Here is a 20,913-nt window from a genome sequence, read left to right on the forward strand (position 1 = left end):
GGCCGTATGCCCGAAGGAGACACCGTCTGGCTGACCGCCCACCGCCTGAGCAGGGCCCTCGCGGGGGGAACGCTCGTGCGGGCCGATCTGCGCGTCCCCCGGCTCGCCACCGCCGACCTGACCGGCCGCCGGGTCGAGGGGGTCGTCCCACGCGGCAAGCATCTGCTCACCCGCCTCGGCGGCGGCCTGACACTGCACTCGCACCTCCGCATGGACGGCGCCTGGCACCTCTACGCTCCCGGAGAGCGCTGGGGCGGCGGCCCGCAGTGGCAGGTGCGGGCGATCCTCGCCACCGCCGAGCGGGTGGCCGTCGGGTACCGCCTGCCGGTCCTGGAGCTGCTCCCCACAGCCGAGGAGGACAAGGCCGTCGGCCATCTCGGCCCGGATCTGCTCGGCCCCGGCTGGGACCCGGCCGAAGCCGTCCGCCGCCTGCTCGCCGATCCGGGCCGCCCGGTCGGCGAGGCTCTGCTGGACCAGCGCAATCTCGCCGGCATCGGCAATGTCTACGCGGCCGAGCTGTGTTTTCTGCGCGGCATCACTCCCTGGACCCCGGTCGGTGAGGCCCCCGGTCCCGACCGGCTGGTCGCCCTCGCCCACCGGCTCCTCACAGCCAACAAGGCCAGGCACGGCCACATAACCACCGGCGACACCCGGCGCGGTCGCACCCACTGGGTCTACGGCCGCGCGGACCGCCCCTGCCTGCGCTGCGGCACCCTGGTCCGCACCGCCGAGCACGGCACCCCGCCGGACCGGGCCCGGGTCGCCTACTGGTGCCCGCACTGTCAGCGAGGTCCGGACCCGCCCACTAATTGACGCACCATCAGATCCGCCCGTACCGTCGCACCATGCCCCACAAGGCGTACGACCTCACCGGACGCACCGCCCTGGTCACCGGAGCCGCCAGCGGCATCGGCCGGGCCTCCGCCCGCCTCCTCGCCGACGCCGGGGCCGCCGTCGTCTGCGCGGACCGGGACGAACCCGGCGCCGGGCAGACCGCGAAGCTCATCACCGAAGCGGGTGGCCAGGCCCTCGCACACCCGCTGGACGTCACCGACCGCACCCAGGTGGCCGAGGCCGTGGACCGTACCGTGAGCGCCTTCGGCAGGCTCGACATCCTGGCTGCGATCGCCGGGATCATGCACAGCAGCACCGTCCTGGAGACCGACGACGCCGACCTCGAACGGGTGCTCGACACCAATTTCCGCGGGGTTCTGCACAGCGCCCGAGAGGCCGCCCGCCCGATGACCGCGCAGGGCTCCGGCTCCATCGTCACCATGGCCTCCGGCGCGATAGACACCGGCGCCCGCGGCCTGCTCTGCTACAGCGTGTCCAAGGCCGCGGTCGTCCAGCTCACCAGAACCCTGGCCACCGAACTCGGCCCCTACGGCATCCGCGCCAACGCCGTCGCGCCCGGATTCATCCGCACCCCGATGACCGCCCGCCACAACGAGCAGACCCAGGCCCGCGCCGAGGAGGCGCTGATACGGGCCGCGCCCCTCGGCCGGGTCGGCTCCCCCGAGGACGTGGCGGGCAGTGTGCTCTTCCTCGCCTCCGACGTCTCAGCGTTCACGACCGGCCAGATCCTCCGCCCCAACGGCGGAGTGGCGATGCCCTGGTAGTGATCGCGTCCTCGGCCGCGGCATCCTCAGTGACCGCGACTGGGGCGGTACCCGAAGCCTGTGCGGCGTCCTCGGCCCGCGCACCGGAGCAGCCTTTGACCGGACGGCGGAGTGCAGCGGCACCAGGCTGAGGCTCCACCCCGCCACCGCGCCCTCGACCGGGCCGGCCTGCCCCGGCTGCAAAACCAGCCGAAGCACTGCCCACCACCAGAAGGCCCCTGCGACGAATGCGACCGTCCACCGGACCGGTCGCCGGGCCCACAGTCCCTGCCTTGCCTGGAGAACGCGCATGGCCGCCTCCTTCGGTACCCCGAGGTCGCGGCGGGGAGCCCCGCGAGGCTTCCCGTTCACAGATGCGATGTCCTGATTCCAACACCGCTGGCCGTCTGCGGCCACACCTGCCCCCAGGCTCACCCGAATGGCCCATCAAACCGCGACTACCTGCAATGACTGTTCAACTGAGTGTGACGCCCCCGGCGGGCCAAACGATCGGCTACCGGATCTCCGACCTGCTCAGGCGCTCTCCGCCTGGAACATCCAGTGAAACTTCTCCAGATCGGCGGTGATGCCTATGAGAATGTCCTGGCTGACCGGGTCGGGGTGCTCTGTCGCCTCGATCCGCTGCCGCATCCGGGTGATCACGGACCCGAGGGCCGCCACGAGGATTTCCACGACCTCCGTGTCCTTGACCCAGTTGTCGGTCACGGTGTCGATCCCGCTGGTCTTCGCCACGGTGGCGGCCCGCCCGTCCGGGGACACGCCGATCGCGGCGGCCCGCTCGGCGACCGTGTCTGCGTGCGTCCTGGCGGTGGCGACGACCTCGTCCAGCTGCAGATGGACCGAGCGGAAGCGCGGGCCGATGACATTCCAGTGGGTCTGCTTGGCCACCAGCGAGAGGTCGAGCAGATCCACCAGTGCGCCCTGCAGGGCATCACCGGTGGTCTTGCGGGCGGCCCCCGGAAGCGTGCTTGTCACGACACTCATGCTGTTCCTCCTGGACGCTCGTTCCGTTCTGACGCGCTTTTACGCCTTCCCACTCACGGCTGGGCAAACACAGCAGGCCAGCACGGCAGAAAGACGGGACCCCGGTCAGCGGTGCCGACCGGGGTCCCGTCTTGAAGAGGGTGGAGCGGGGTGGAGCGGGTGAAGCAGAATTCCAGTTGCTCAGGCCGCCACGACATCCACGGCCTCGGCGGGCGCCTTCGGCGCCTTGATGGTGACCCGTTCGCCCGGACCGGACGGTACGGACGTGACCGCGCCCAGCAGCGGCCGCGTCGGCGCGGCAGCGGTCTCGGAAGCCGCCGACTCCGCCAGCTCGGCAAGCGACAGATCGTCGCTGACCTCCCGCATCACCTCGGACATGGGAACATCCAAGGCGTCGCAGATCGCCGAGAGCAGTTCGGAGGACGCCTCCTTCTGCCCCCGTTCGACCTCCGACAGATAGCCCAGCGAAACGCGGGCGGACGAGGAGACCTCACGTAGGGTACGGCCCTGGCGTTGGCGCTGCCGACGCAGCACGTCACCAAGCAGGCGACGGAGCAGGATCATCGGTGGCTCCCTCCTCGGACCGCGAAATCACAACCTTCTCGCCCCACCGTACCGCCTCGGGCCTCGGCCGTGCGGGGAGCGATGACGTGTTCACTCAGGGCTGCAAACATCCCTTCCCCCCGCTCTCTTCCCTGTCCTGCGCCCTCGCGGGTTCGCCGGGCGTTCTCACACTGTCTCCCCCGCTGTCTCTCGCACTCTTTACGAGTGAGCGCTCCAACAGGTTCAGTACGGCTTCCACGGTGGCGGCCCGGATCGCCACGCGGTCGCCGTCCAGCCGGAGCCCGAGCACCTCGGTGCCCCCGGGAAAGGCCACCGCGGCATACACCGTGCCGACCGGCTTCCCGTCCTGCGGGTCCGGACCCGCGACCCCGGTGGTGCCCAGCCCCCAGTCGGCGCCCAGCGCGCGTCGTACGCCCTCTGCCATGCCCCGCGCGACCTCCGGGTCCACGGCTCCGCGTTCGGCCAGGAGGGCCCCGTCCACCCCCAGCACGTCCCGCTTCAGTTCGGTCGCGTACGCCGTGACCGAGCCGCGGAAGGTCCGCGAGGCCCCGGGCACTCCCGTCAGCTCGGCGGCGACCAGGCCGCCCGTCAGCGATTCCGCGACGGCGAGCGTGGCGCCCCGGGACTCCAGCAGCCGGAGCACCCGGGCCGCAGTGCCCTCAAGGACTCCCCCGCCGGCGGCAGCGCCGCTCACGCGTCCGGCTCCCGCGAACGCTCGGCCGCGGGGTCAGCGGCGTCGGGGATGGCCGCGATGGCGGCGATGGCGGCAAGGCCGGCCCGGCGCAGCAGCACGGCCTGCCGGATGTAGTCCAGGCCGGTCACCACCGTCAGGAACACCGCGACACCCATGAGGACCGCCCGCAGCGTCGCCAGCGGACCGGTCAGAGCCAGGATGTACATGCCGACCGCGACGCCCTGGGTGAGCGTCTTGAGCTTTCCGCCACGGCTCGCCGGGATCACCCCGTGCCGGATCACCCAGAACCGCATCAGGGTGATGCCGACCTCACGGAAGAGGATCACGGCGGTCACCCACCACGGCAGGTCGCCCAGCGCGGACAGGCCTATGAGCGCCGCGCCCATGATCGCCTTGTCGGCGATCGGGTCGGCGATCTTGCCGAAGTCGGTGACCAGGCCGTAGCGGCGGGCCAGCTCCCCGTCGTAGAGATCCGTGATCATCGCGACGGCGAACGCCGCCCACGCGAAGGACCGCCACGCCGGGTCGTGCCCGTCACCGTGCACCAGGAGCAGGACGAAGCCGGGCACCAGCACCAGCCGCACCATCGTGAGGATGTTGGCGATGTTCCACAGCCCGACCTTGGGGGCGGGGGCCACCGGGGCGGCCTTGGGGCGGTGGTTGCCGGCGGCGGACGCGGGGACTCCGGTCATCTGCCCGCCTCCTCCGTACAGCCGCCGGTGGCGAGTGGCTCGGCGACGAGGTCGACGCCCTCGGTGTCCACGACCTTCGCCGTGACGAAAGCACCGGGCACCAGGCCCTCCCAAGCGGTCAGGACCGTCTGGCCGTCGGTCTCCGGGGCTTGGTGGGCCGCCCGGCCGACGGCCTCGCCCTCCGCTTCCCCTCCCGAGGGGGACACGGTCTCGACGAGCACCTCGACCGTCGAGCCCAGCCGCTCCAGGGCGCGCTGCGCGGTCAGCTCCTCGGCCAGCCGTGAGACACGCGCCAGACGCTCGGCGACGACGTCCTCGTCGAGCTTGCCGTCGTATGTGGCCGCCTCGGTGCCCTCTTCGTCGGAGTACCCGAAGACGCCGATGGCATCGAGCCGCGCATCGGAGAGGAAGCGTTCGAGCTCGGCCAGGTCGGCCTCGGTCTCGCCCGGGAAGCCGACGATGAAGTTGGAGCGCGCACCCGCCTCGGGCGCCTTGGCGCGGATCGTGTCGAGCAGTTCCAGGAAGCGGTCGGTGTCGCCGAAGCGGCGCATCGCGCGCAGCACGTCGGGAGCGGAGTGCTGGAAGGACAGGTCGAAGTACGGCACGACATTCGGGGTCGAGGTCAGTACGTCGATCAGGCCGGGCCGCATCTCGGCGGGCTGCAGATAGCTGACCCGTACGCGCTCGATGCCGTCGACGGCCGCGAGCTCCGGCAGCAGCGTCTCCAGGAGGCGGATGTCCCCGAGATCCTTGCCGTACGAGGTGTTGTTCTCGCTGACCAGCATGACCTCCTTGACGCCCTGCTCGGCCAGCCAGCGGGTCTCTCCGAGCACGTCGGAGGGGCGGCGGGAGATGAAGGATCCGCGGAAGGACGGGATCGCGCAGAAGGTGCAGCGGCGGTCACAGCCGGAGGCGAGCTTCACCGAGGCGACCGGGCCGGCGTCCAGTCTGCGGCGGAGCGGCGCGCGCGGGCCGGACGCGGGTGCGACGCCTGGCGGCAGGTCCGCGGGTACCTCGGGCGCGTCCTGGGCATGCCCGGGGAGCGCCACCGAGGTCCCCTGCCGCTCGGCCGGACTGACCGGCAGCAGCTTGCGGCGGTCGCGCGGGGTGTGCGGGGCGTGCACGCCGCCGGCGAGAATGGTCTGCAGGCGGTCGGAGATGTCCGCGTAGTCGTCGAAGCCGAGCACGCCGTCGGCTTCGGGGAGCGCCTCGGCGAGTTCCTTGCCGTATCGCTCGGCCATGCAGCCGACCGCCACGACGGCCTGGGTGCGGGCCTGCCCCTTGAGGTCGTTGGCCTCCAGGAGGGCGTCCACGGAGTCCTTCTTCGCGGCGTCGACGAAGCCACAGGTGTTCACTACGGCAACGTCGGCATCGGCGGCGTCTTCGACGAGCCGCCATCCGTCCGCCGCCAGTCGGCCTGCGAGCTCCTCGGAGTCCACCTCGTTGCGGGCACACCCGAGCGTGACAAGGGCGACGGTGCGGGTTTCGGGCATGGCCTCAGCGTCTCTGATTGACCAGGAGGTCCTGGGCGGATCGGGCTTTCCGATGTGCTCAGGATAGTCGCCGGGTTCGGCAGCCGACGTAGGCGGACTTGGGGCGACCTGCACGGCCTCCTCGCAGCGGCCGGACTCCCGGGGCAGGAGCCCCATGTCACTGTTTCGGCAAGGGGTGTGCGCAAGCCTCACCCACGCCGGTCCGTCAGCACAAGTGGAAGGCCCGCCGATCACACGAGCCGACGGGCCTTCGCGAGGATATTCGGTCAGCCCGCCTGCGGGTCGCCCGGGGTGAATTCAAGCCGTACGACCTGGCCGGCGTCGCCCGCCGCGCCGAGGTCCTTGCCATTGACGAAGAGGCTGACCGCGCCGGCGTTGCCGACCACGAGCCGCATCCTCTTCCCGTCGGTGAAGGACTTGGAGGCGCCCTGTGCGAGCACGCCCTGGTAGACCTGCCGGCCGTTGCCGTCGATGGCCTGGATCCAGCTCTTGCCGCCGTCGGCGGTGAGCTTGACGGTGACCTTGTCGCCCGGGGCCGCGGCAATCGCGCTGTCCGACTGGACGGGCGTGGGAGTGGTGGTCTTCGGATGACTGGGTGCGGTGCTCGATGCGCTGGCCGATGGCTTGCCGGCGACCGTCTGGGTGGAGCCGCTGCCGCCGCCGCCGCTGAAGAGTGTGAAGCCTGCGAAGCCGACGACCGCGACGATCGCCGCGATCATGACCCCGGTCCAGTTGGCCCGGCGCGGCTCGGAGCGGATCCTCTCGGCGTCGTAGACGGGCGCCACGAGGTTCTGGGCGGGGCCGCCGCCGTGCTCGGCGACGAACTGCTCGATAAGCGGCTGGGGATCGATGCCGACCGCGCGTGCGAGGTTGCGGATGTGGCCACGGGCGTAGACGTCGCCGCCGCAGCGGGAGAAGTCGTCCTGCTCGATCGCGTGCACGATGGGAGGGCGCACCCGGGTGGCGGTGCTGACTTCCTCAACGGTCAGTCCGGCGTCGAGACGGGCCTGGGAGAGCGCACGGCCAACGGACGGACGGTCGTCCGATGGCGGAGTGGGTGGAGAGGGCGAGTTGCCGATGGACACAGGGGCGCCTTTCGAGCGTGCAGCAACCTGCTGGAGATCCAGTCTAGAGGGGGGAAAAAATCGGGCAAGCGGACGGCCCCTGTTTGTCCGCCATCAGGATTGCCGAACCCCTGGTACATCGCCGGCGTCGCTGACAGTGAAACACGCGCCCTCCTCCTGCAATAACTTGACGTACGAGCAGGAGAAACGGTTGCCCCCGCCCTCTTATGGGTGAGCCTCCCCGCGGATGATGGCAAGCACCCCGTCCATCTCGTCGGGTTTGACCAACACATCGCGGGCTTTCGACCCCTCGCTCGGGCCGACGATCCCCCGCGATTCCATCAGGTCCATCAGCCTTCCCGCTTTCGCGAATCCGACACGCAGTTTGCGCTGCAGCATCGAGGTCGAGCCGAACTGGGTGGAGACCACCAGCTCCGCGGCCTGGCACAACAGGTCCAGATCGTCGCCGATCTCCTCGTCGATCTCCTTCTTGGGGCCGCTGCCGACCGTGACGTCTTCCCGATAGGTCGGCCTGAGCTGGTCCTTGCAGTGCTGGACGACCCTGGCGACCTCTTCCTCGGTGACAAAGGCGCCCTGCATACGGATTGGCTTGTTCGCCCCCATGGGCAGAAACAGCCCGTCACCCTTTCCGATGAGCTTCTCGGCGCCCGCCTGGTCCAGGATGACCCGGCTGTCGGCGAGCGACGAGGTCGCGAAAGAGAGCCGGGACGGCACATTCGCCTTGATCAGACCGGTCACGACATCGACGCTCGGCCGCTGGGTCGCCAGCACCAGATGGATACCGGCGGCGCGGGCCAGCTGGGTGATCCGGACGATCGAGTCCTCGACGTCACGCGGGGCGACCATCATCAGGTCGGCCAGTTCGTCCACGATCACCAGCAGATACGGGTACGGAGTCAGCTCGCGCTCACTGCCCTCGGGCGTCTTCGCCTTGCCGGAGCGCACCGCCGCGTTGAAGTCGTCGATGTGCCGGAAGCCGTAGGCGGCGAGGTCGTCGTAGCGCAGGTCCATCTCACGGACCACCCACTGCAGCGCCTCGGCGGCGCGCTTGGGGTTGGTGATGATCGGCGTGATGAGGTGCGGAATGCCCTCGTACGCGGTCAGCTCGACGCGCTTGGGGTCGACCAGCACCATCCGCACCTCGTCCGGGGTGGAACGGGCCATCACGGATGTGATCAGGCCGTTGATGCAGGAGGACTTCCCGGCACCGGTCGCTCCCGCGACGAGCAGGTGCGGCATCTTGGCGAGGTTGGCCACGACATACCCGCCCTCGACGTCCTTGCCGAAAGCGACGGTCATCGGGTGGTCCTCGCCCGCCGCCGCCGCGGAGCGCAGCACATCGCCGAGCATGACCATCTCGCGGTCACTGTTGGGAATCTCGATGCCGACCGCGGACTTGCCCGGGATCGGACTGATGATCCGGATGTCCGGGCTGGCGACCGCGTACGCGATGTTCTTGGCCAGCGCGGTGATCCGCTCGACCTTCACGGCCTGGCCCAGTTCGACCTCATAGCGGGTGACCGTCGGGCCCCGGGTGAAACCGGTGACGGCGGCGTCCACCTTGAACTGGGAGAAGACAGATTTCAGCGAGTCGACCACCGCGTCGTTCGCGGCGCTGCGGGTGCGGCCGGGGCCGCCGCGCTCCAGAAGGTCCAAGGAGGGCAGCGCGTAGGTGATGTCACCGGAGAGCTGGAGCTGCTCGGCACGCGGCGGCAGTGGCGAGCTGGTGGTCTCGGGGACGGCGGTCTGCTTGGTGAGGTCGGGAACCGCTCCGGCCTTCGGCACCGTTCCGGCCTTGGGGACGGCCCCGGACGGCTCCGCGGCCCCCTTTTCGGCCTCCTCTGCGCGGGCCGCCGGTACCGGCTTGATCAGATCGGCGACGAGCGGCGACGGCTGCACCCCGTAGAGCACCGGGTCCAGCGACGCGGCCGCCGCGGCGGCGAAATCGACGGCGCCCGGACCGCCACTCGGCGTGAGGTCCGGCAGCGGCTTCTCGCCACGGCCGGTCCGGCCACGGCGGCGCGGCTGCGCCCCGTCCTCGGGCACCCTCCGTACGGGCGAGTCCTCGGAACCGGATTCGTAACCCGCCTCGTAATCGGCGTAGTCCTCCTCCAGCAGGTCGGCTATCGGCACGGCGCCATCCGGCTCGGGCTGCGCGTAGACCCCGAGCCTGGTGCCGAGCTGGCGCACCCGCTGCGGGATGGCGTTGACCGGGGTGGCGGTGACCACAAGGAGCCCGAAGACGGTCACGAGCAGCAGCAGCGGCACCGCCAGCGCGGGGCCGACGATGAACTCCAGCGGCGAGGAGACCGCCCAGCCGATCCAGCCGCCCGCGTTGCCGATCGCCTCCGCGCCCTGGCCCCGGCCCGGCGAACCGCAGCCCATGTGGACCAGCCCGAGCACGCCGATGACCAGCGCGCTCAGGCCGATCACGATGCGCCCGTTCGCCTCGGACTGCTGCGGATGCCGCATCAGCCGGGCCGACATCACCGCCAGCGGTATCGGCACCAGCAGGTCCAGCCGGCCGAAAGCACCGGTGACCAGCATCTGGACGAGATCGCCGACCGGGCCCTTGAGATTGGACCAGGTGCCAGCGGCGACGACCAGCGACAGACCCAGCAGCAGCAGCGCCACGCCGTCCTTGCGGTGCGCGGGATCGAGCCCGCGGGCACCGCGCCCCACGCCGCGAAAGAGCGCGCCGGTGGCGTGCGCGAGGCCGAGCCAGAAGGCGCGCACCATGCGGTAGACACCCCCGGTCGGCGAAGGGGCGGGCCTGGGCGTCACTTTCGGGGCCGCCGCCTTCTTGGCGGGGGGCTTCCTGGCTGCGGTCTTCTTCGCCGCGGTTTTCTTGGCCGCAGGCTTGGCGGCAGCCTTCTTGGCGGTGCCGGACGTACGTGAGGCCATGGCTTTGAGATTACCGGGCAAAGGCGGATGGGACACGCGTGCCCACCGATACCCCCGTTCGTGTCGCGCCCCCGGTGAACCAAGGGTGACAAGGCGTCAACGCGACCGCGCGACTCAGTCCCGCGAGGGAATCGCGGATCCGTCCGTCCCGGTGCCCGGCTCCAGCGCGTCCAACGCCCGCCGCAAGCCCGTGAGCTTGCGCTCCAGGTGCGCGGCGGTCGCCACAGCCGCGGCGTCCGCTGACTCGCCCAGCTGTTTGGAGAGCGCCTCCGCCTGCTCCTCGACAGCGGCGAGACGAGCTGACAACTCCGCCAGCAACCCGACCGGCTCCCTGCCACCACCAAGGCTGGGCCCGCCGCCCTGCTCCAGCTGCAACCGCAGCAGAACGGCCTGCTCGCGCAGCTGGCAGTTCTTCATGTAGAGCTCTACGAAAACGGAGACCTTCGCCCGCAGCACCCACGGATCGAACGGCTTGGAGATGTAGTCCACCGCACCGGCCGCATACCCACGGAAGGTGTGGTGCGGGCCGTGGTTGATGGCCGTCAAAAAGATGATCGGGATGTCCCGCGTCCGTTCGCGACGCTTGATGTGCGCCGCGGTCTCGAAACCGTCCATGCCCGGCATCTGGACATCGAGCAGGATCACCGCGAAGTCGTCGGTCAGCAGCGCCTTGAGCGCTTCCTCCCCGGACGATGCCCGCACCAGGGTCTGATCGAGCGCGGAGAGAATGGCCTCCAGCGCCAGCAGATTCTCCGGCCGGTCATCGACCAGGAGGATCTTGGCCTTCTGAATCATGGCCCGCCCTCCTCGTCCCGGCGCTGCACCGGGCGCCGCCCCCAGGGACGACTTCTGTACGCCGCCCGTCCTTGTGCCGGTCATGGTAGCCGCACCCCGCTGTCCGCCACACCCAGTCACCGTCATGTCACTGTGCACGTAGCAGAAACGCGTACAAGGACCAGAAGGTTCCCACGATCGCACACCCTCACACCTCTTTGACGCACCGGGCTACGAACCAAGCGCGAACCGGGTTGCACAGAGCCGCACATGGGGCCGCCCACCGAGCAGTGCGAACGGGGCGCCGGCCGCCGCGGCCACCCCGGTCAACGCGCCGTCATCCACTGCTCCATCACCTGGAGAAGGTGGTCCGTGTCCACCGGCTTGGCGACATAGTCGGACGCCCCGGACTCCAGGCTCTTTTCCCGGTCACCCTTCATTGCCTTCGCGGTGAGCGCGATGATCGGCAGGCCGGCGAACTGAGGCATCCGACGAATCGCGGTAGTTGTGGCATAACCGTCCATCTCGGGCATCATTACGTCCATCAGGACGACTTGCACATCGTCGTGCTGCTCCAGGACCTCGATCCCCTCCCGGCCGTTCTCCGCGTAGAGCACCGTCAAGCCGTGCTGCTCAAGCACACTCGTAAGGGCGAAGACATTACGGATGTCGTCATCGACGATCAGCACCTTCTCGCCGCTGAAACCGCCCGTGAAGCCGGATTGCGTCCCGCTGGACGCCTCCTCCTCCGCCCACTGGTCGCCGGGCAGCGCCGGCGCGTGACGCCCGGGCAGCTCGTGGCGCTCCACGGGCGTGACGGAACGGCGGCGCAGCCGGGCCAGGCTGCTGCCCGCGCTACGGACCCTGGGCGCGGATCCGGCAAGCTCACCGATGCCCTCGACCGCGACCAACTGCGAGTAGCCGGAGAGCGGCAGCTCGCTGTTACTGAGCGGCAGGTACAGAGTGAAGGTCGAACCGCGGCCCGGCTGGCTGTCGGCGTAGATCTCGCCGCCGAGCAGCCGGGCGATCTCCCGGCTGATGGACAGGCCCAGGCCCGTACCGCCGTACTTGCGGCTGGTGGTGCCGTCCGCCTGCTTGAACGCCTCGAAGATCACCCGCATCTTGCTCGCGGCGATGCCGATCCCGGTGTCCGTCACCGAGAACGCGATCAGCGGCTGGTCCGCATCGCGCAGGGAACCCGACTCCAGCAGCTGCTCGCGGATCTCCTGCGGAGCCTCAGGACCGGCCGGTCGGATGACCAGCTCCACAGAGCCGCTGCCGGTGAACTTCACCGCGTTGGAGAGCAGATTGCGCAGCACCTGGAGCAACCGCTGCTCGTCGGTGTGCAGGGTGACCGGGAGCTCCGGGGAGACCCGTACCGAGAAGTCCAGGCCCTTCTCGGCGGTCAGCGGCCGGAAGGTGGCCTCGACATAGTCGACGAGCTGGACCAGCGCGATCCGGGTCGGACTGACATCCATCTTGCCCGCCTCGACCTTCGACAGGTCCAGAATGTCGTTGATCAGCTGGAGCAGGTCGGAACCCGCGCCATGGATCGTCTCGGCGAACTCCACCTGCTTCGGTGACAGATTGGTGTCCGCGTTGTCGGCCAGCAACTTGGCGAGGATGAGCAACGAGTTGAGCGGAGTGCGCAGCTCATGCGACATGTTGGCCAGGAATTCGGACTTGTAGCGCATGGAGACCGCGAGCTGCTCCGCGCGCTCCTCCAGGACCTGCCGGGCATCCTCGATCTCGGTGTTCTTCACCTCGATGTCGCGGTTCTGCTCGGCGAGCAGCTTCGCCTTCTCCTCCAGCTCGGCATTGGACAGCTGGAGCGCCCGCTGCCGGTTCTCCAGCTCCTCCGTCTGCTCTCTGAGCTGCTCGGTCAGCTCCTGGGACTGCTCAAGCAGCCCCTCGGTCTTGGTGTTGACGCTGATGGTGTTGACGCTGATCGCGATCATGTCCGTGATCTGGCTGAGGAAGTCCTTCTGGATCTGGGTGAACGGCAGGAAGGAGGCCAGCTCGATCACCCCGAGCACCCGGTCCTCGAAGAGCACCGGCAGGACGATGACATGCGCCGCCGGCGCCTCACCGAGCCCCGAGGAAATCTTGAGGTAGCCGGACGGGACGTGCTCCATCAGGATCGTGCGCTTCTCCACCGCCGCCTGGCCGATGAGGCCCTCGCCCAGCTCGAAGGAGGTGGGCATGGTGCGTTTGGAGAAGCCGTACGAGCCGATCAGCCGCAGCTCGTCGGCGCCGCTCTCGGCCTCCTCGGAGAGAAAGAACACACCGTGCTGGGCCGAGACGACCGGGGTGAGCTCGCTCATGATGAGCGCGGCCACATCGTTGAGGTCGCGACGGCCCTGCATGAGACCGGAGATACGGGCCAGGTTGCCCTTGAGCCAGTCCTGCTCCTTGTTGGCGAGCGTGGTCTCGCGCAGCCGCACGATCATGGTGTTGATGTAGTCCTGGAGCTCCAGGATCTCTCCGGCCGCGTCGACATCGGTGCGGATGTTGAGATCGCCACGGGTCACCGCGGTGGCGACCTGGGCGATGTTCCGCACCTGCCGGGTGAGGTTATTGGCCATCAGGTTCACCGATTCGGTGAGGTCCTTCCAGATGCCCGACACATCCGGCACGCGGGCCTGCCCACCCAGCTGGCCCTCGGTGCCCACCTCGCGGGCCACCCGGGTGACCTCGTCACCGAAGGCCGACAGCTGGCCGACCATGGTGTTGATAGTGGTCTTGAGTTCCAGGATCTCGCCGCGCGCGTCCACATCGATCTTCTTGGAGAGGTCGCCGCGCGCGACCGCCGTCGTCACCATCGCGATGTTGCGGACCTGGCCGGTCAGGTTGGAGGCCATGCCGTTCACCGACTCGGTGAGGTCCTTCCAGGTGCCCGAGACGCCCGGGACGCGAGCCTGACCGCCCAGGATGCCGTCGGTGCCCACCTCGCGGGCGACGCGGGTCACCTCGTCACCGAAGGCGGAGAGTGTGTCCACCATGGTGTTGATCGTCTCGGCGAGCTGCGCGACCTCGCCCCGCGCCTCGACGGTGATCTTCTTGGTGAGGTCGCCATTGGCCACAGCCGTCGCGACCGAGGAGATGGACCGCACCTGGCCAGTGAGGTTGTTGGCCATCAGATTGACGTTGTCGGTGAGGTCCTTCCAGATACCCGACACATCACGCACCCGGGCCTGGCCGCCCAGCTGGCCCTCGGTGCCCACCTCGCGGGCCACCCGCGTCACCTCGTCGGCGAACGCGGACAGCTGGTCCACCATCGTGTTGACGGTGGTGACCAGGGCGAGGATCTCGCCCTTCGCGTCAACAGTGATCTTCTTGGACAGATCGCCCTGGGCGACCGCCGTGGTGACCTCGGCGATGTTACGGACCTGGCTGGTCAGGTTGTTCGCCATGAAGTTGACGGACTGGGTGAGGTCCTTCCACGTGCCCGAAACGCCCTTGACCTCCGCCTGGCCACCCAGCATGCCCTCGGTGCCCACCTCGCGGGCCACCCGTGTCACCTGCTCGGCGAAGGAGGAGAGCTGGTCCACCATCGTGTTGAGGGTGTTCTTGAGCTCCAGGATCTCGCCACGCGCGTCCACATCGATCTTCTGCGACAGGTCACCGCGCGCCACCGCCGTCGCGACCTGAGCGATATTACGGACCTGAGCGGTCAGATTCCCCGCCATGCCGTTCACCGAATCAGTCAGATCCCGCCACACACCGGCCACACCGGGCACCTGCGCCTGGCCGCCCAGCCGGCCCTCCGTACCCACGTCACGGGCGACCCGCGTCACCTGCTCGGCGAAGCCGGACAGCTGGTCCACCATGGTGTTGATGGTGTTCTTCAGCTCCAGGATCTCGCCACGCGCGTCCACATCGATCTTCTGCGACAGGTCGCCCCGCGCGACCGCCGTCGTCACCTGGGCGATCTGCCGTACCTGGGAGGTAAGGTTCCCCGCCATGAAGTTGACGGAGTCGGTCAGCTCCTTCCAGGTGCCGCTGACCCCCTCCACCCGGGCCTGGCCGCCCAGCCGGCCCTCGGTGCCCACGTCCCGCGCCATCTGGGTCACCTGGGCAGCGAAGGAGGACAACTGGTCCACCATGCGGTTCACGGTGTTCTTCAGCTCCAGCATCTCGCCGGAGACCTCGACCGTGACCTTCTGCGTCAGATCACCATTGGCGACCGCCGTCGTCACCTGCGCGATGTTGCGGACCTGGCCGGTGAGGTTGCGGAACGCCGTGTTGACGGAGTCCGTGAGGTCCTTCCAGGTTCCGGCCGCGCCGGGCACCTGGGCCTGACCGCCGAGTTCACCCTCGACGCCCACTTCCCGGGCGACCCGGGTCACCTCGGCGCCGAACGCCGACAGCTGGTCCACCATCGTGTTCACGGTGTTCTTCAGCTCCAGCATCTCGCCGGAGACGTCCACCGTGACCTTCTGCGACAGATCACCGTTGGCGACCGCCGTCGTCACCTGCGCGATGTCCCGCACTTGGCCGGTGAGATTGCGGAACGCCGTGTTGACGGAGTCCGTGAGCCCCTTCCAGATACCGGCCGCGCCCGGCACCTGCGCCTGACCGCCGAGCAGTCCCTCCGCGCCGACCTCGCTGGCGACCCGGGTCACCTCGTCGGCGAACGTACGCAGCGTCTCCGTCATCGCGTTGATCGTCTCGGCAAGCTGGGCGACCTCGCCACGCGCCCCCACCGTGATCTTCTGCGAAAGATCGCCGTTGGCGACCGCCGTCGTCACCTGCGCGATGTCCCGCACCTGGGCCGTCAGATTGCCGGCCATGATGTTGACCGAGTCCGTAAGATCCTTCCAGACGCCGGCCACGCCCGGCACCTTGGCCTGGCCGCCGAGTTCGCCCTCGGTGCCCACCTCGCGGGCCACCCGGGTCACCTCGGAGGCGAAGGAGGACAGCTGATCCACCATCGTGTTGACGGTGTTCTTCAGCTCCAGCATCTCGCCGGCCACATGAACCGTGACCTTACGGGACAGATCGCCCTTGGCCACCGCCGTCGTCACCAGCGCGATGTCCCGCACCTGCGCCGTCAGCCGGGACGCCATCGTATTGACTGAGTCCGTCAGGTCCTTCCACGAACCCGACATCCCCCGCACCTTGGCCTGTCCGCCAAGCTTTCCCTCGGTGCCCACCTCGCTGGCCACCCGGGTCACCTCGTCGGTGAACGCCGACAACTGGTCCACCAGACCGTTGACCGTGCGGCCCACCTTGAGGAACTCCCCGCGCAACGGGTGCCCCGAGCCGTCGGAACCCTGCGAACGCAGGTCCATCCGCTGCTCCAGGTCGCCCTCGGCAACCGCCGACAGCACCCGCCCGACCTCGGAGACCGGGCGTACCAGATCGTCCAGGAAGTCGTTGGTGCCCTCGACCGCCGCCGCCCAGGAGCCCTCACAGGCGCCCGTCTCCAGCCGCTCCGTGAGCTTGCCCTCCCGGCCGACCGCCCTCCGCACTCTGGCGAGTTCGCCGGTCAGATGCTGATTACGGTCCGCGACCTCGTTGAAGACGACGGCGATCTCCGCCATCACCCCGTCACCCGAAGGAGTCAGCCTCTTGCGGAAATTGCCGTCTCTCATGGAGGACAGCGCTCCCAGCAGTCTGTCCAGGGCAGCCGAGTCCACCTCGACCGTCCCGCTCGTACGGGACCGCGCGTACTTGGCCCGCGTGACTGCGCCCCGCGCGGATGCGCCAGACTCCACCGTGTCCCTCCCGGAGGGTCGACCGACATGCTCTTGCCTCGCTTAAGGCATGCCCAGTGTTTCATCACCTCCCACCATCCCGGCAAATACTGGGCCAGTACGCCCCGAACCCCCTTGTCCTGCACGGATACCGCACACTCGTATCCGGGCGTAATCTTCCGAGGCGTGTCAGTGGACACTGCCGAGTTTGCCGGATGCGGGCTAGGGGCATACGGCACGCCGCGGCAGGGCACGCACTAACCTGGCCTAGCCGTAACGCAAGACTCGGGCCTTGGCGCATTGGCTACACCGCCGGGGGGCACAGGTTCCGGGAGAGCACCAAGACACCCACAGGGAGACCAGTGATCACGGCACGGGCAGCGGCCACTTTTGAGCCGGTCGGACGCTCGGTCGCCACGGCGAGAGCGTTTGTCCGTGACACGCTCCAGGGGTGGGGCTTCACCGATGTAGTAGACGACGCCGTCGTCCTCACCAGCGAACTTGTCACCAATGCCGTCGTCCACGCCGGCACCGCCGCCGATGTCCAGTGCCTGCGTCAAGAGCACGCGGTCCGCGTCGAGGTAACCGACCGCTACCCGGAACGTGACATCCCGATCCAGGATGTCACCCGGCCGACACACAGCCCCGACCACGAAGGTGGCCGGGGCCTGCTGCTCTGCTCCGCCCTTGCCTCGCGCTGGGGCGTGGAGTACACCCCGGCCCACAAACAGGTCTGGTTCCAGCTCGACCTCCCCCAGCGCCCCGCCGGCACCCGCTCCGCAGGCCCCGCCCTGCCGACCGCCGCTCTCCCCCTCGCCGACGAACGGGTCCGGGTCGCCGTCGTCCAGGTCGACCACCACGGCACCATCACCCGCTGGAACGAGGACGCCGCCGAACTCTTCGGCCACACCGCCGGGCAGATCACCGGCAAATCCCTCGCCGACCTCGCAGCCTGGCCCCAGACCCCCGGCACCGGCCACGGCATCGCCGAGGCGTTCCTCCTCTCCCGCTGGGAGGGCAGCTACGGCATCCGCGGCGCCGATGGCCGCGTACTCCCCGTGTACGGCTCCCATCTACGCGTCCGCGACACCTCCGGTGAGCCCTCCACCGTATGTCTACTGGTCCGCGAGGACGAACGGGCCATCCTGCAAAACCCCTCCCGCAACCCCGCCCCCACCGACGGCACCGAGCGCCGCGGCAGGAACACCGACCCGTTCGAGGTCTTCATCGGCTCCCCCGCCCCCGACGACCTCGACGGTCTGCTCCAACGCACCGTAGAACGCGCCCGCGACATGCTCGACGGCGACGCCGCCTACCTGCTGCTCGCCACCGACGACGAGACCGAACTCGAAGTCCGCGCCTCCACCGGCCTGCCCTCCGCCCGGCAACGCTTCGCCCGCGTGCCCGTGGAAGCCGGCACCGGTCGCTACGGCAGCGCCCGGATGCCCGCCGTCCACGAGGACCTCACCGCCGTACCCGGCGCTGTACCCCTGCTCGCCGGCACCGGCATGCGCTCCATCGTCACAGTGCCTCTGAAAGTCGAGGGCCGCCTCACCGGCTCCCTCGGTGTCGCCGCCGAAGCACCCGGCCGCTACTCCAACGAGCAGGCACTAAGGCTCCAGTTCGCCGCCGACCGCATCGCCCTGGCCGTCGAGAGCGCCCGGCTGACCGAACTGGAACGGCTGCGCCGCGGCTCGCTCTCCTTCCTCGTCGAAGCCTCGGACCTGCTCGCCGGGACCCTGGAACGCGACCAGACGCTGGCCCTGATGGCCCAGATGACCGTCCCCACCCTCGCCAGCTGGTGCGCCGTCTACACCATCGCCGAACAGTCCGAACCCGAACTCGCCTTCGTCCTCCACGAGGATGAGGACCGCATCGACGGCATCAAAGCCCTCCTGTCCAAGGTCGCCCCGCCCTCCCCCGACCCGACCCCGGGCGCCCGGATCTGGACCGCCCCGTCGGACGCCGCCCACTCCACCGCTCTGCGCACATCCCTGCGCAGCCTCGGCCTCGGCGACGCCGGCCGCCCGGCCGCCGGCCCCGGCACAACCCTCGTCACAGCAGCGGCGGTCGGCGGAGAGACTGTCGTACTCCCCCTGGTGGCCCGTAACCGCGTCATCGGCATGCTGACCCTCGGCAAACCCTCCGACGAGCGCTTCCGCCAGGAGATCCTCGAACTCGCCGAGGACCTCTCCCGCCGGGCCGCCCTCGCCCTGGACAACGCACGCCTGTACAGCGAGCGCACCGCCATCGCCCAGTCCCTCCAGCGCAGCCTTCTCCCGCCCGGCCTCCCCGAAATCCCCGGCGTCGAGGTCGAGGTCGTCTACCGCGCGGCAGGCGAAGGCAACGAAGTCGGCGGTGACTTCTACGACGTCTTCCCCATTCGCGACGGCTGCTGGGGCTTCGCCATCGGCGACGTCTGCGGCACCGGTCCCGAAGCGGCCGCTGTCACCGGCCTCGCCCGGCACGCCTTGCGTCTGCTCGCCCGCGAGGGCTTCAGCGGCCCCTCGGTCCTGGAGCGGCTCAACGCCGCCATCCTCGACGAGGGCACCCGCAGCCGCTTCCTCACCCTTCTCTACGGCGAGCTCTGGCCCCAGTCCGACGGCAGCGCCATCCTCAAGATCGTCTGCGCCGGACACCCTCTGCCGCTCCGCCTCCGCCCGGACGGGACCGTGGACGCCGCCGCCGAGTCCCAGCCCCTCCTTGGCGTCATGGAAGACCTCGAACTCCACGAGGAGACCTTCGAACTCGACCCGGGCGACGTCCTGCTGTGCGTCACCGACGGCGTCACCGAACGCCGCGAGGGCAGCCGCATGCTCGGCGATGACGGCCTGGCCGATGTCCTCGCCACCTGTACGGGCCTGACGGCCGGCGCGGTCGCCGCCCGGATCCAGCGGGCGGTCGAACGCTTCGCCTCCGATGCCCCCTCCGACGACATGGCCATCCTCGCCATGCGCGTACCGGAACAACCGGAGAACTGAGCGAAAGCAAAGAAAGCCCCCGCCAACTGGCGGGGGCTTTCGCGTACAGAGCCCCAATACGGAATCGAACCGTAGACCTTCTCCTTACCATGGAGACGCTCTACCGACTGAGCTATTGGGGCGTGTCGATGTGAAAGATCTTAACCCACACGAGCCCCCGTGCGGAAATCCGCCGGGCCGGCCCGATGAGCGCCTACGACGATCCCTCAGAGCAGTCCGCCCAGCGTGTTGCACACAGCCGCGATCCGCACCAGCTCCTGCTCGGTAAGCCCCGAACGCACCGGCAACGACAGCGTCTGCCCCGCCACCAGCTCCGTCTGCGGCAGATGCACCCTCGACCGGTACGGGGCCAGCCGGTGCACCGGAGTGGAAATGGTCACTGTGGCCGGGACTCCACGAGCAGCCAGCGCCAACGCGAACGCATCACGGTCAGGACGCCCGTTGCCCGGCACCCGCACGGTGTACTGGTGGTACACGTGGTGCGCCCCCGGCTCCACATACGGGACCAGCACCCCCGTCAACGCCGAGTTCAGGAATCGCGCGTGGGCCCGACGCCGTGCGGTGGCCCCGACGAGTCCTTCCAGCGCTCCCCGCCCCGCCTGGGCCGCAGCGACCGTGAGAGCCGGCCCTGCGTCATGCCCCTGGTCGCGCAACAGCTTCAACGTCACCGCCAGTCGCAGGTCAGCGGTGGTGGCAACAGCGGCTTCCCCGACGTTGAAGATGCTCACCACCCCGTACGTCCCAACCCGCCGGCCTTCGATCTGCGCCAGCGGCGCCTGGGACGCGTCCTCGAGCAAAGCGATCCCGTGCCTGGCGGCGAGTGCCGAGAGCCGGTGCATCGCGGCCGGGTGACCAAAGAGATGGACCGGCACAACGGCGGACGTACGGGGGGTGAGCGCCGCCGCCACAGCCTCGGGGTCAAGACAGAACGTCTGCGGCTCTATGTCCACGAAAACCGGCGTCGCACCGGCCAGCCGCACCGCTGCCGCTGCCGTCTCCGAGGCGTAGGACGGCACGATCACCTCGTCCCCGCACCCGATGCCCAGTGCCAGCAGAGAAAGGTGCAGCCCGGAACTGCCAGGCTCCACCGCGATGCAGTGCCGCTCGTCAGCCAGCGTCGAGAACTCCTTCTCGAACGCAGCCACTTCAGACCCCTGGGTCATGATCCGCTGCACGTCCCACCTCCGCTAGCCGAGAGGGCCAGCATCCCGGCGTCGGATGATGCAGCGCTGAGCGGTACATGAACGAAAGGTTAGGGAAACGCAAATAGCCGTACCTCCGGACCGAAGTCCGGAGGTACGGCTGAATGATTGTTCGGCGGCGTCCTACTCTCCCACAGGGTCCCCCCTGCAGTACCATCGGCGCTGAAAGGCTTAGCTTCCGGGTTCGGAATGTAACCGGGCGTTTCCCTAACGCAATAACCA

General features: G+C 69.3%; 13 protein-coding genes, 1 tRNA gene and 1 rRNA gene. 3 read left to right on the top strand and 12 right to left on the bottom strand.

Annotated features, from left to right (window positions below; all coding sequences use genetic code 11):
- Positions 1 to 6: 6 nt before the first annotated feature.
- Both FCI23_RS36500 and FCI23_RS36505 read left to right on the top strand, forming a co-directional pair.
- Entirely contained in the window at positions 7 to 813 is an 807-nt protein-coding gene (locus tag FCI23_RS36500; RefSeq protein WP_136728471.1) for a DNA-formamidopyrimidine glycosylase family protein, read from the top strand.
- 32 nt (positions 814 to 845) lie between these two features.
- The gene (locus FCI23_RS36505; protein WP_136728472.1) at positions 846 to 1,619 is read left to right on the top strand and encodes an SDR family NAD(P)-dependent oxidoreductase; all 774 of its coding nucleotides are present in this window, start codon (positions 846 to 848) and stop codon (positions 1,617 to 1,619) included.
- A gap of 513 nt (positions 1,620 to 2,132) precedes the next feature.
- Here FCI23_RS36505 and FCI23_RS36515 read toward each other — a convergent pair.
- From FCI23_RS36515 to FCI23_RS36555, 9 genes are all read right to left on the bottom strand, one after another.
- Positions 2,133 to 2,603, bottom strand: coding sequence for a Dps family protein (locus tag FCI23_RS36515; protein WP_136728474.1), 471 nt, complete (start codon positions 2,601 to 2,603; stop codon positions 2,133 to 2,135).
- Between the two features lie 180 nt (positions 2,604 to 2,783).
- A complete protein-coding gene (locus tag FCI23_RS36520) occupies positions 2,784 to 3,167 on the bottom strand; it encodes a helix-turn-helix domain-containing protein (protein WP_136728475.1) in 384 nt (127 codons plus the stop codon).
- Positions 3,168 to 3,261: 94 nt separating this feature from the next.
- Complete coding sequence (locus FCI23_RS36525) at positions 3,262 to 3,861, bottom strand: CinA family protein (protein WP_246144414.1); 600 nt, start codon at positions 3,859 to 3,861, stop codon at positions 3,262 to 3,264.
- A complete protein-coding gene (gene pgsA / locus FCI23_RS36530) occupies positions 3,858 to 4,553 on the bottom strand; it encodes a CDP-diacylglycerol--glycerol-3-phosphate 3-phosphatidyltransferase (RefSeq protein WP_136728476.1) in 696 nt (231 codons plus the stop codon). The genes FCI23_RS36525 and pgsA overlap by 4 nt, the downstream gene beginning before the upstream one ends.
- Positions 4,550 to 6,046 (bottom strand): 30S ribosomal protein S12 methylthiotransferase RimO, encoded by a 1,497-nt coding sequence (gene rimO / locus FCI23_RS36535; protein WP_136728477.1) that lies wholly within the window; start codon positions 6,044 to 6,046, stop codon positions 4,550 to 4,552. The genes pgsA and rimO overlap by 4 nt, the downstream gene beginning before the upstream one ends.
- Positions 6,047 to 6,312: 266 nt before the next feature.
- Entirely contained in the window at positions 6,313 to 7,131 is an 819-nt protein-coding gene (locus FCI23_RS36540) for a helix-turn-helix domain-containing protein (RefSeq protein ID WP_136728478.1), read from the bottom strand.
- Positions 7,132 to 7,335: 204 nt separating this feature from the next.
- Positions 7,336 to 10,035 carry a DNA translocase FtsK gene (locus FCI23_RS36545; RefSeq protein ID WP_136728479.1) on the bottom strand — a complete coding sequence of 900 codons (2,700 nt, stop codon included), beginning with the start codon at positions 10,033 to 10,035 and terminating at the stop codon, positions 7,336 to 7,338.
- A 114-nt stretch (positions 10,036 to 10,149) separates the two neighbouring features.
- Positions 10,150 to 10,830: a response regulator gene (locus FCI23_RS36550; RefSeq protein WP_136728480.1), complete on the bottom strand. Its 681-nt coding sequence runs from the start codon at positions 10,828 to 10,830 to the stop codon at positions 10,150 to 10,152.
- A gap of 305 nt (positions 10,831 to 11,135) precedes the next feature.
- Complete coding sequence (locus FCI23_RS36555; protein ID WP_211265598.1) at positions 11,136 to 16,529, bottom strand: HAMP domain-containing protein; 5,394 nt, start codon at positions 16,527 to 16,529, stop codon at positions 11,136 to 11,138.
- A 341-nt stretch (positions 16,530 to 16,870) separates the two neighbouring features.
- Between FCI23_RS36555 and FCI23_RS36560 the strand changes: the two genes are divergently transcribed.
- Entirely contained in the window at positions 16,871 to 19,489 is a 2,619-nt protein-coding gene (locus FCI23_RS36560) for a SpoIIE family protein phosphatase (protein WP_136728481.1), read from the top strand.
- 49 nt (positions 19,490 to 19,538) lie between these two features.
- Here FCI23_RS36560 and FCI23_RS36565 read toward each other — a convergent pair.
- The 3 genes from FCI23_RS36565 to rrf form a co-directional block, all read right to left on the bottom strand.
- Positions 19,539 to 19,611, bottom strand: a tRNA-Thr gene (locus tag FCI23_RS36565).
- 84 nt (positions 19,612 to 19,695) lie between these two features.
- Positions 19,696 to 20,652: a DegT/DnrJ/EryC1/StrS family aminotransferase gene (locus tag FCI23_RS36570; RefSeq protein ID WP_136728482.1), complete on the bottom strand. Its 957-nt coding sequence runs from the start codon at positions 20,650 to 20,652 to the stop codon at positions 19,696 to 19,698.
- 149 nt (positions 20,653 to 20,801) lie between these two features.
- A 5S ribosomal RNA gene (rrf, locus tag FCI23_RS36575) occupies positions 20,802 to 20,913 on the bottom strand; the annotation flags it as partial.

This window comes from Actinacidiphila oryziradicis, assembly GCF_005047355.1.
GTDB lineage: Bacteria > Actinomycetota > Actinomycetes > Streptomycetales > Streptomycetaceae > Actinacidiphila > Actinacidiphila oryziradicis.

Excerpts from the sequence above, each read along its gene's own strand:
- FCI23_RS36500 (WP_136728471.1), top strand. The coding sequence starts at position 7 with ATGCCCGAAGGAGACACCGTCTGGCTGACCGCCCACCGCCTGAGCAGG.
- FCI23_RS36505 (WP_136728472.1), top strand. The coding sequence starts at position 846 with ATGCCCCACAAGGCGTACGACCTCACCGGACGCACCGCCCTGGTCACC.
- FCI23_RS36550 (WP_136728480.1), bottom strand. The coding sequence starts at position 10,830 with ATGATTCAGAAGGCCAAGATCCTCCTGGTCGATGACCGGCCGGAGAAT.
- FCI23_RS36570 (WP_136728482.1), bottom strand. The coding sequence starts at position 20,652 with ATGACCCAGGGGTCTGAAGTGGCTGCGTTCGAGAAGGAGTTCTCGACG.
- pgsA (WP_136728476.1), bottom strand. The coding sequence starts at position 4,553 with ATGACCGGAGTCCCCGCGTCCGCCGCCGGCAACCACCGCCCCAAGGCC.
- FCI23_RS36545 (WP_136728479.1), bottom strand. The coding sequence starts at position 10,035 with ATGGCCTCACGTACGTCCGGCACCGCCAAGAAGGCTGCCGCCAAGCCT.
- FCI23_RS36515 (WP_136728474.1), bottom strand. The coding sequence starts at position 2,603 with ATGAGTGTCGTGACAAGCACGCTTCCGGGGGCCGCCCGCAAGACCACC.
- rimO (WP_136728477.1), bottom strand. The coding sequence starts at position 6,046 with ATGCCCGAAACCCGCACCGTCGCCCTTGTCACGCTCGGGTGTGCCCGC.
- FCI23_RS36520 (WP_136728475.1), bottom strand. The coding sequence starts at position 3,167 with ATGATCCTGCTCCGTCGCCTGCTTGGTGACGTGCTGCGTCGGCAGCGC.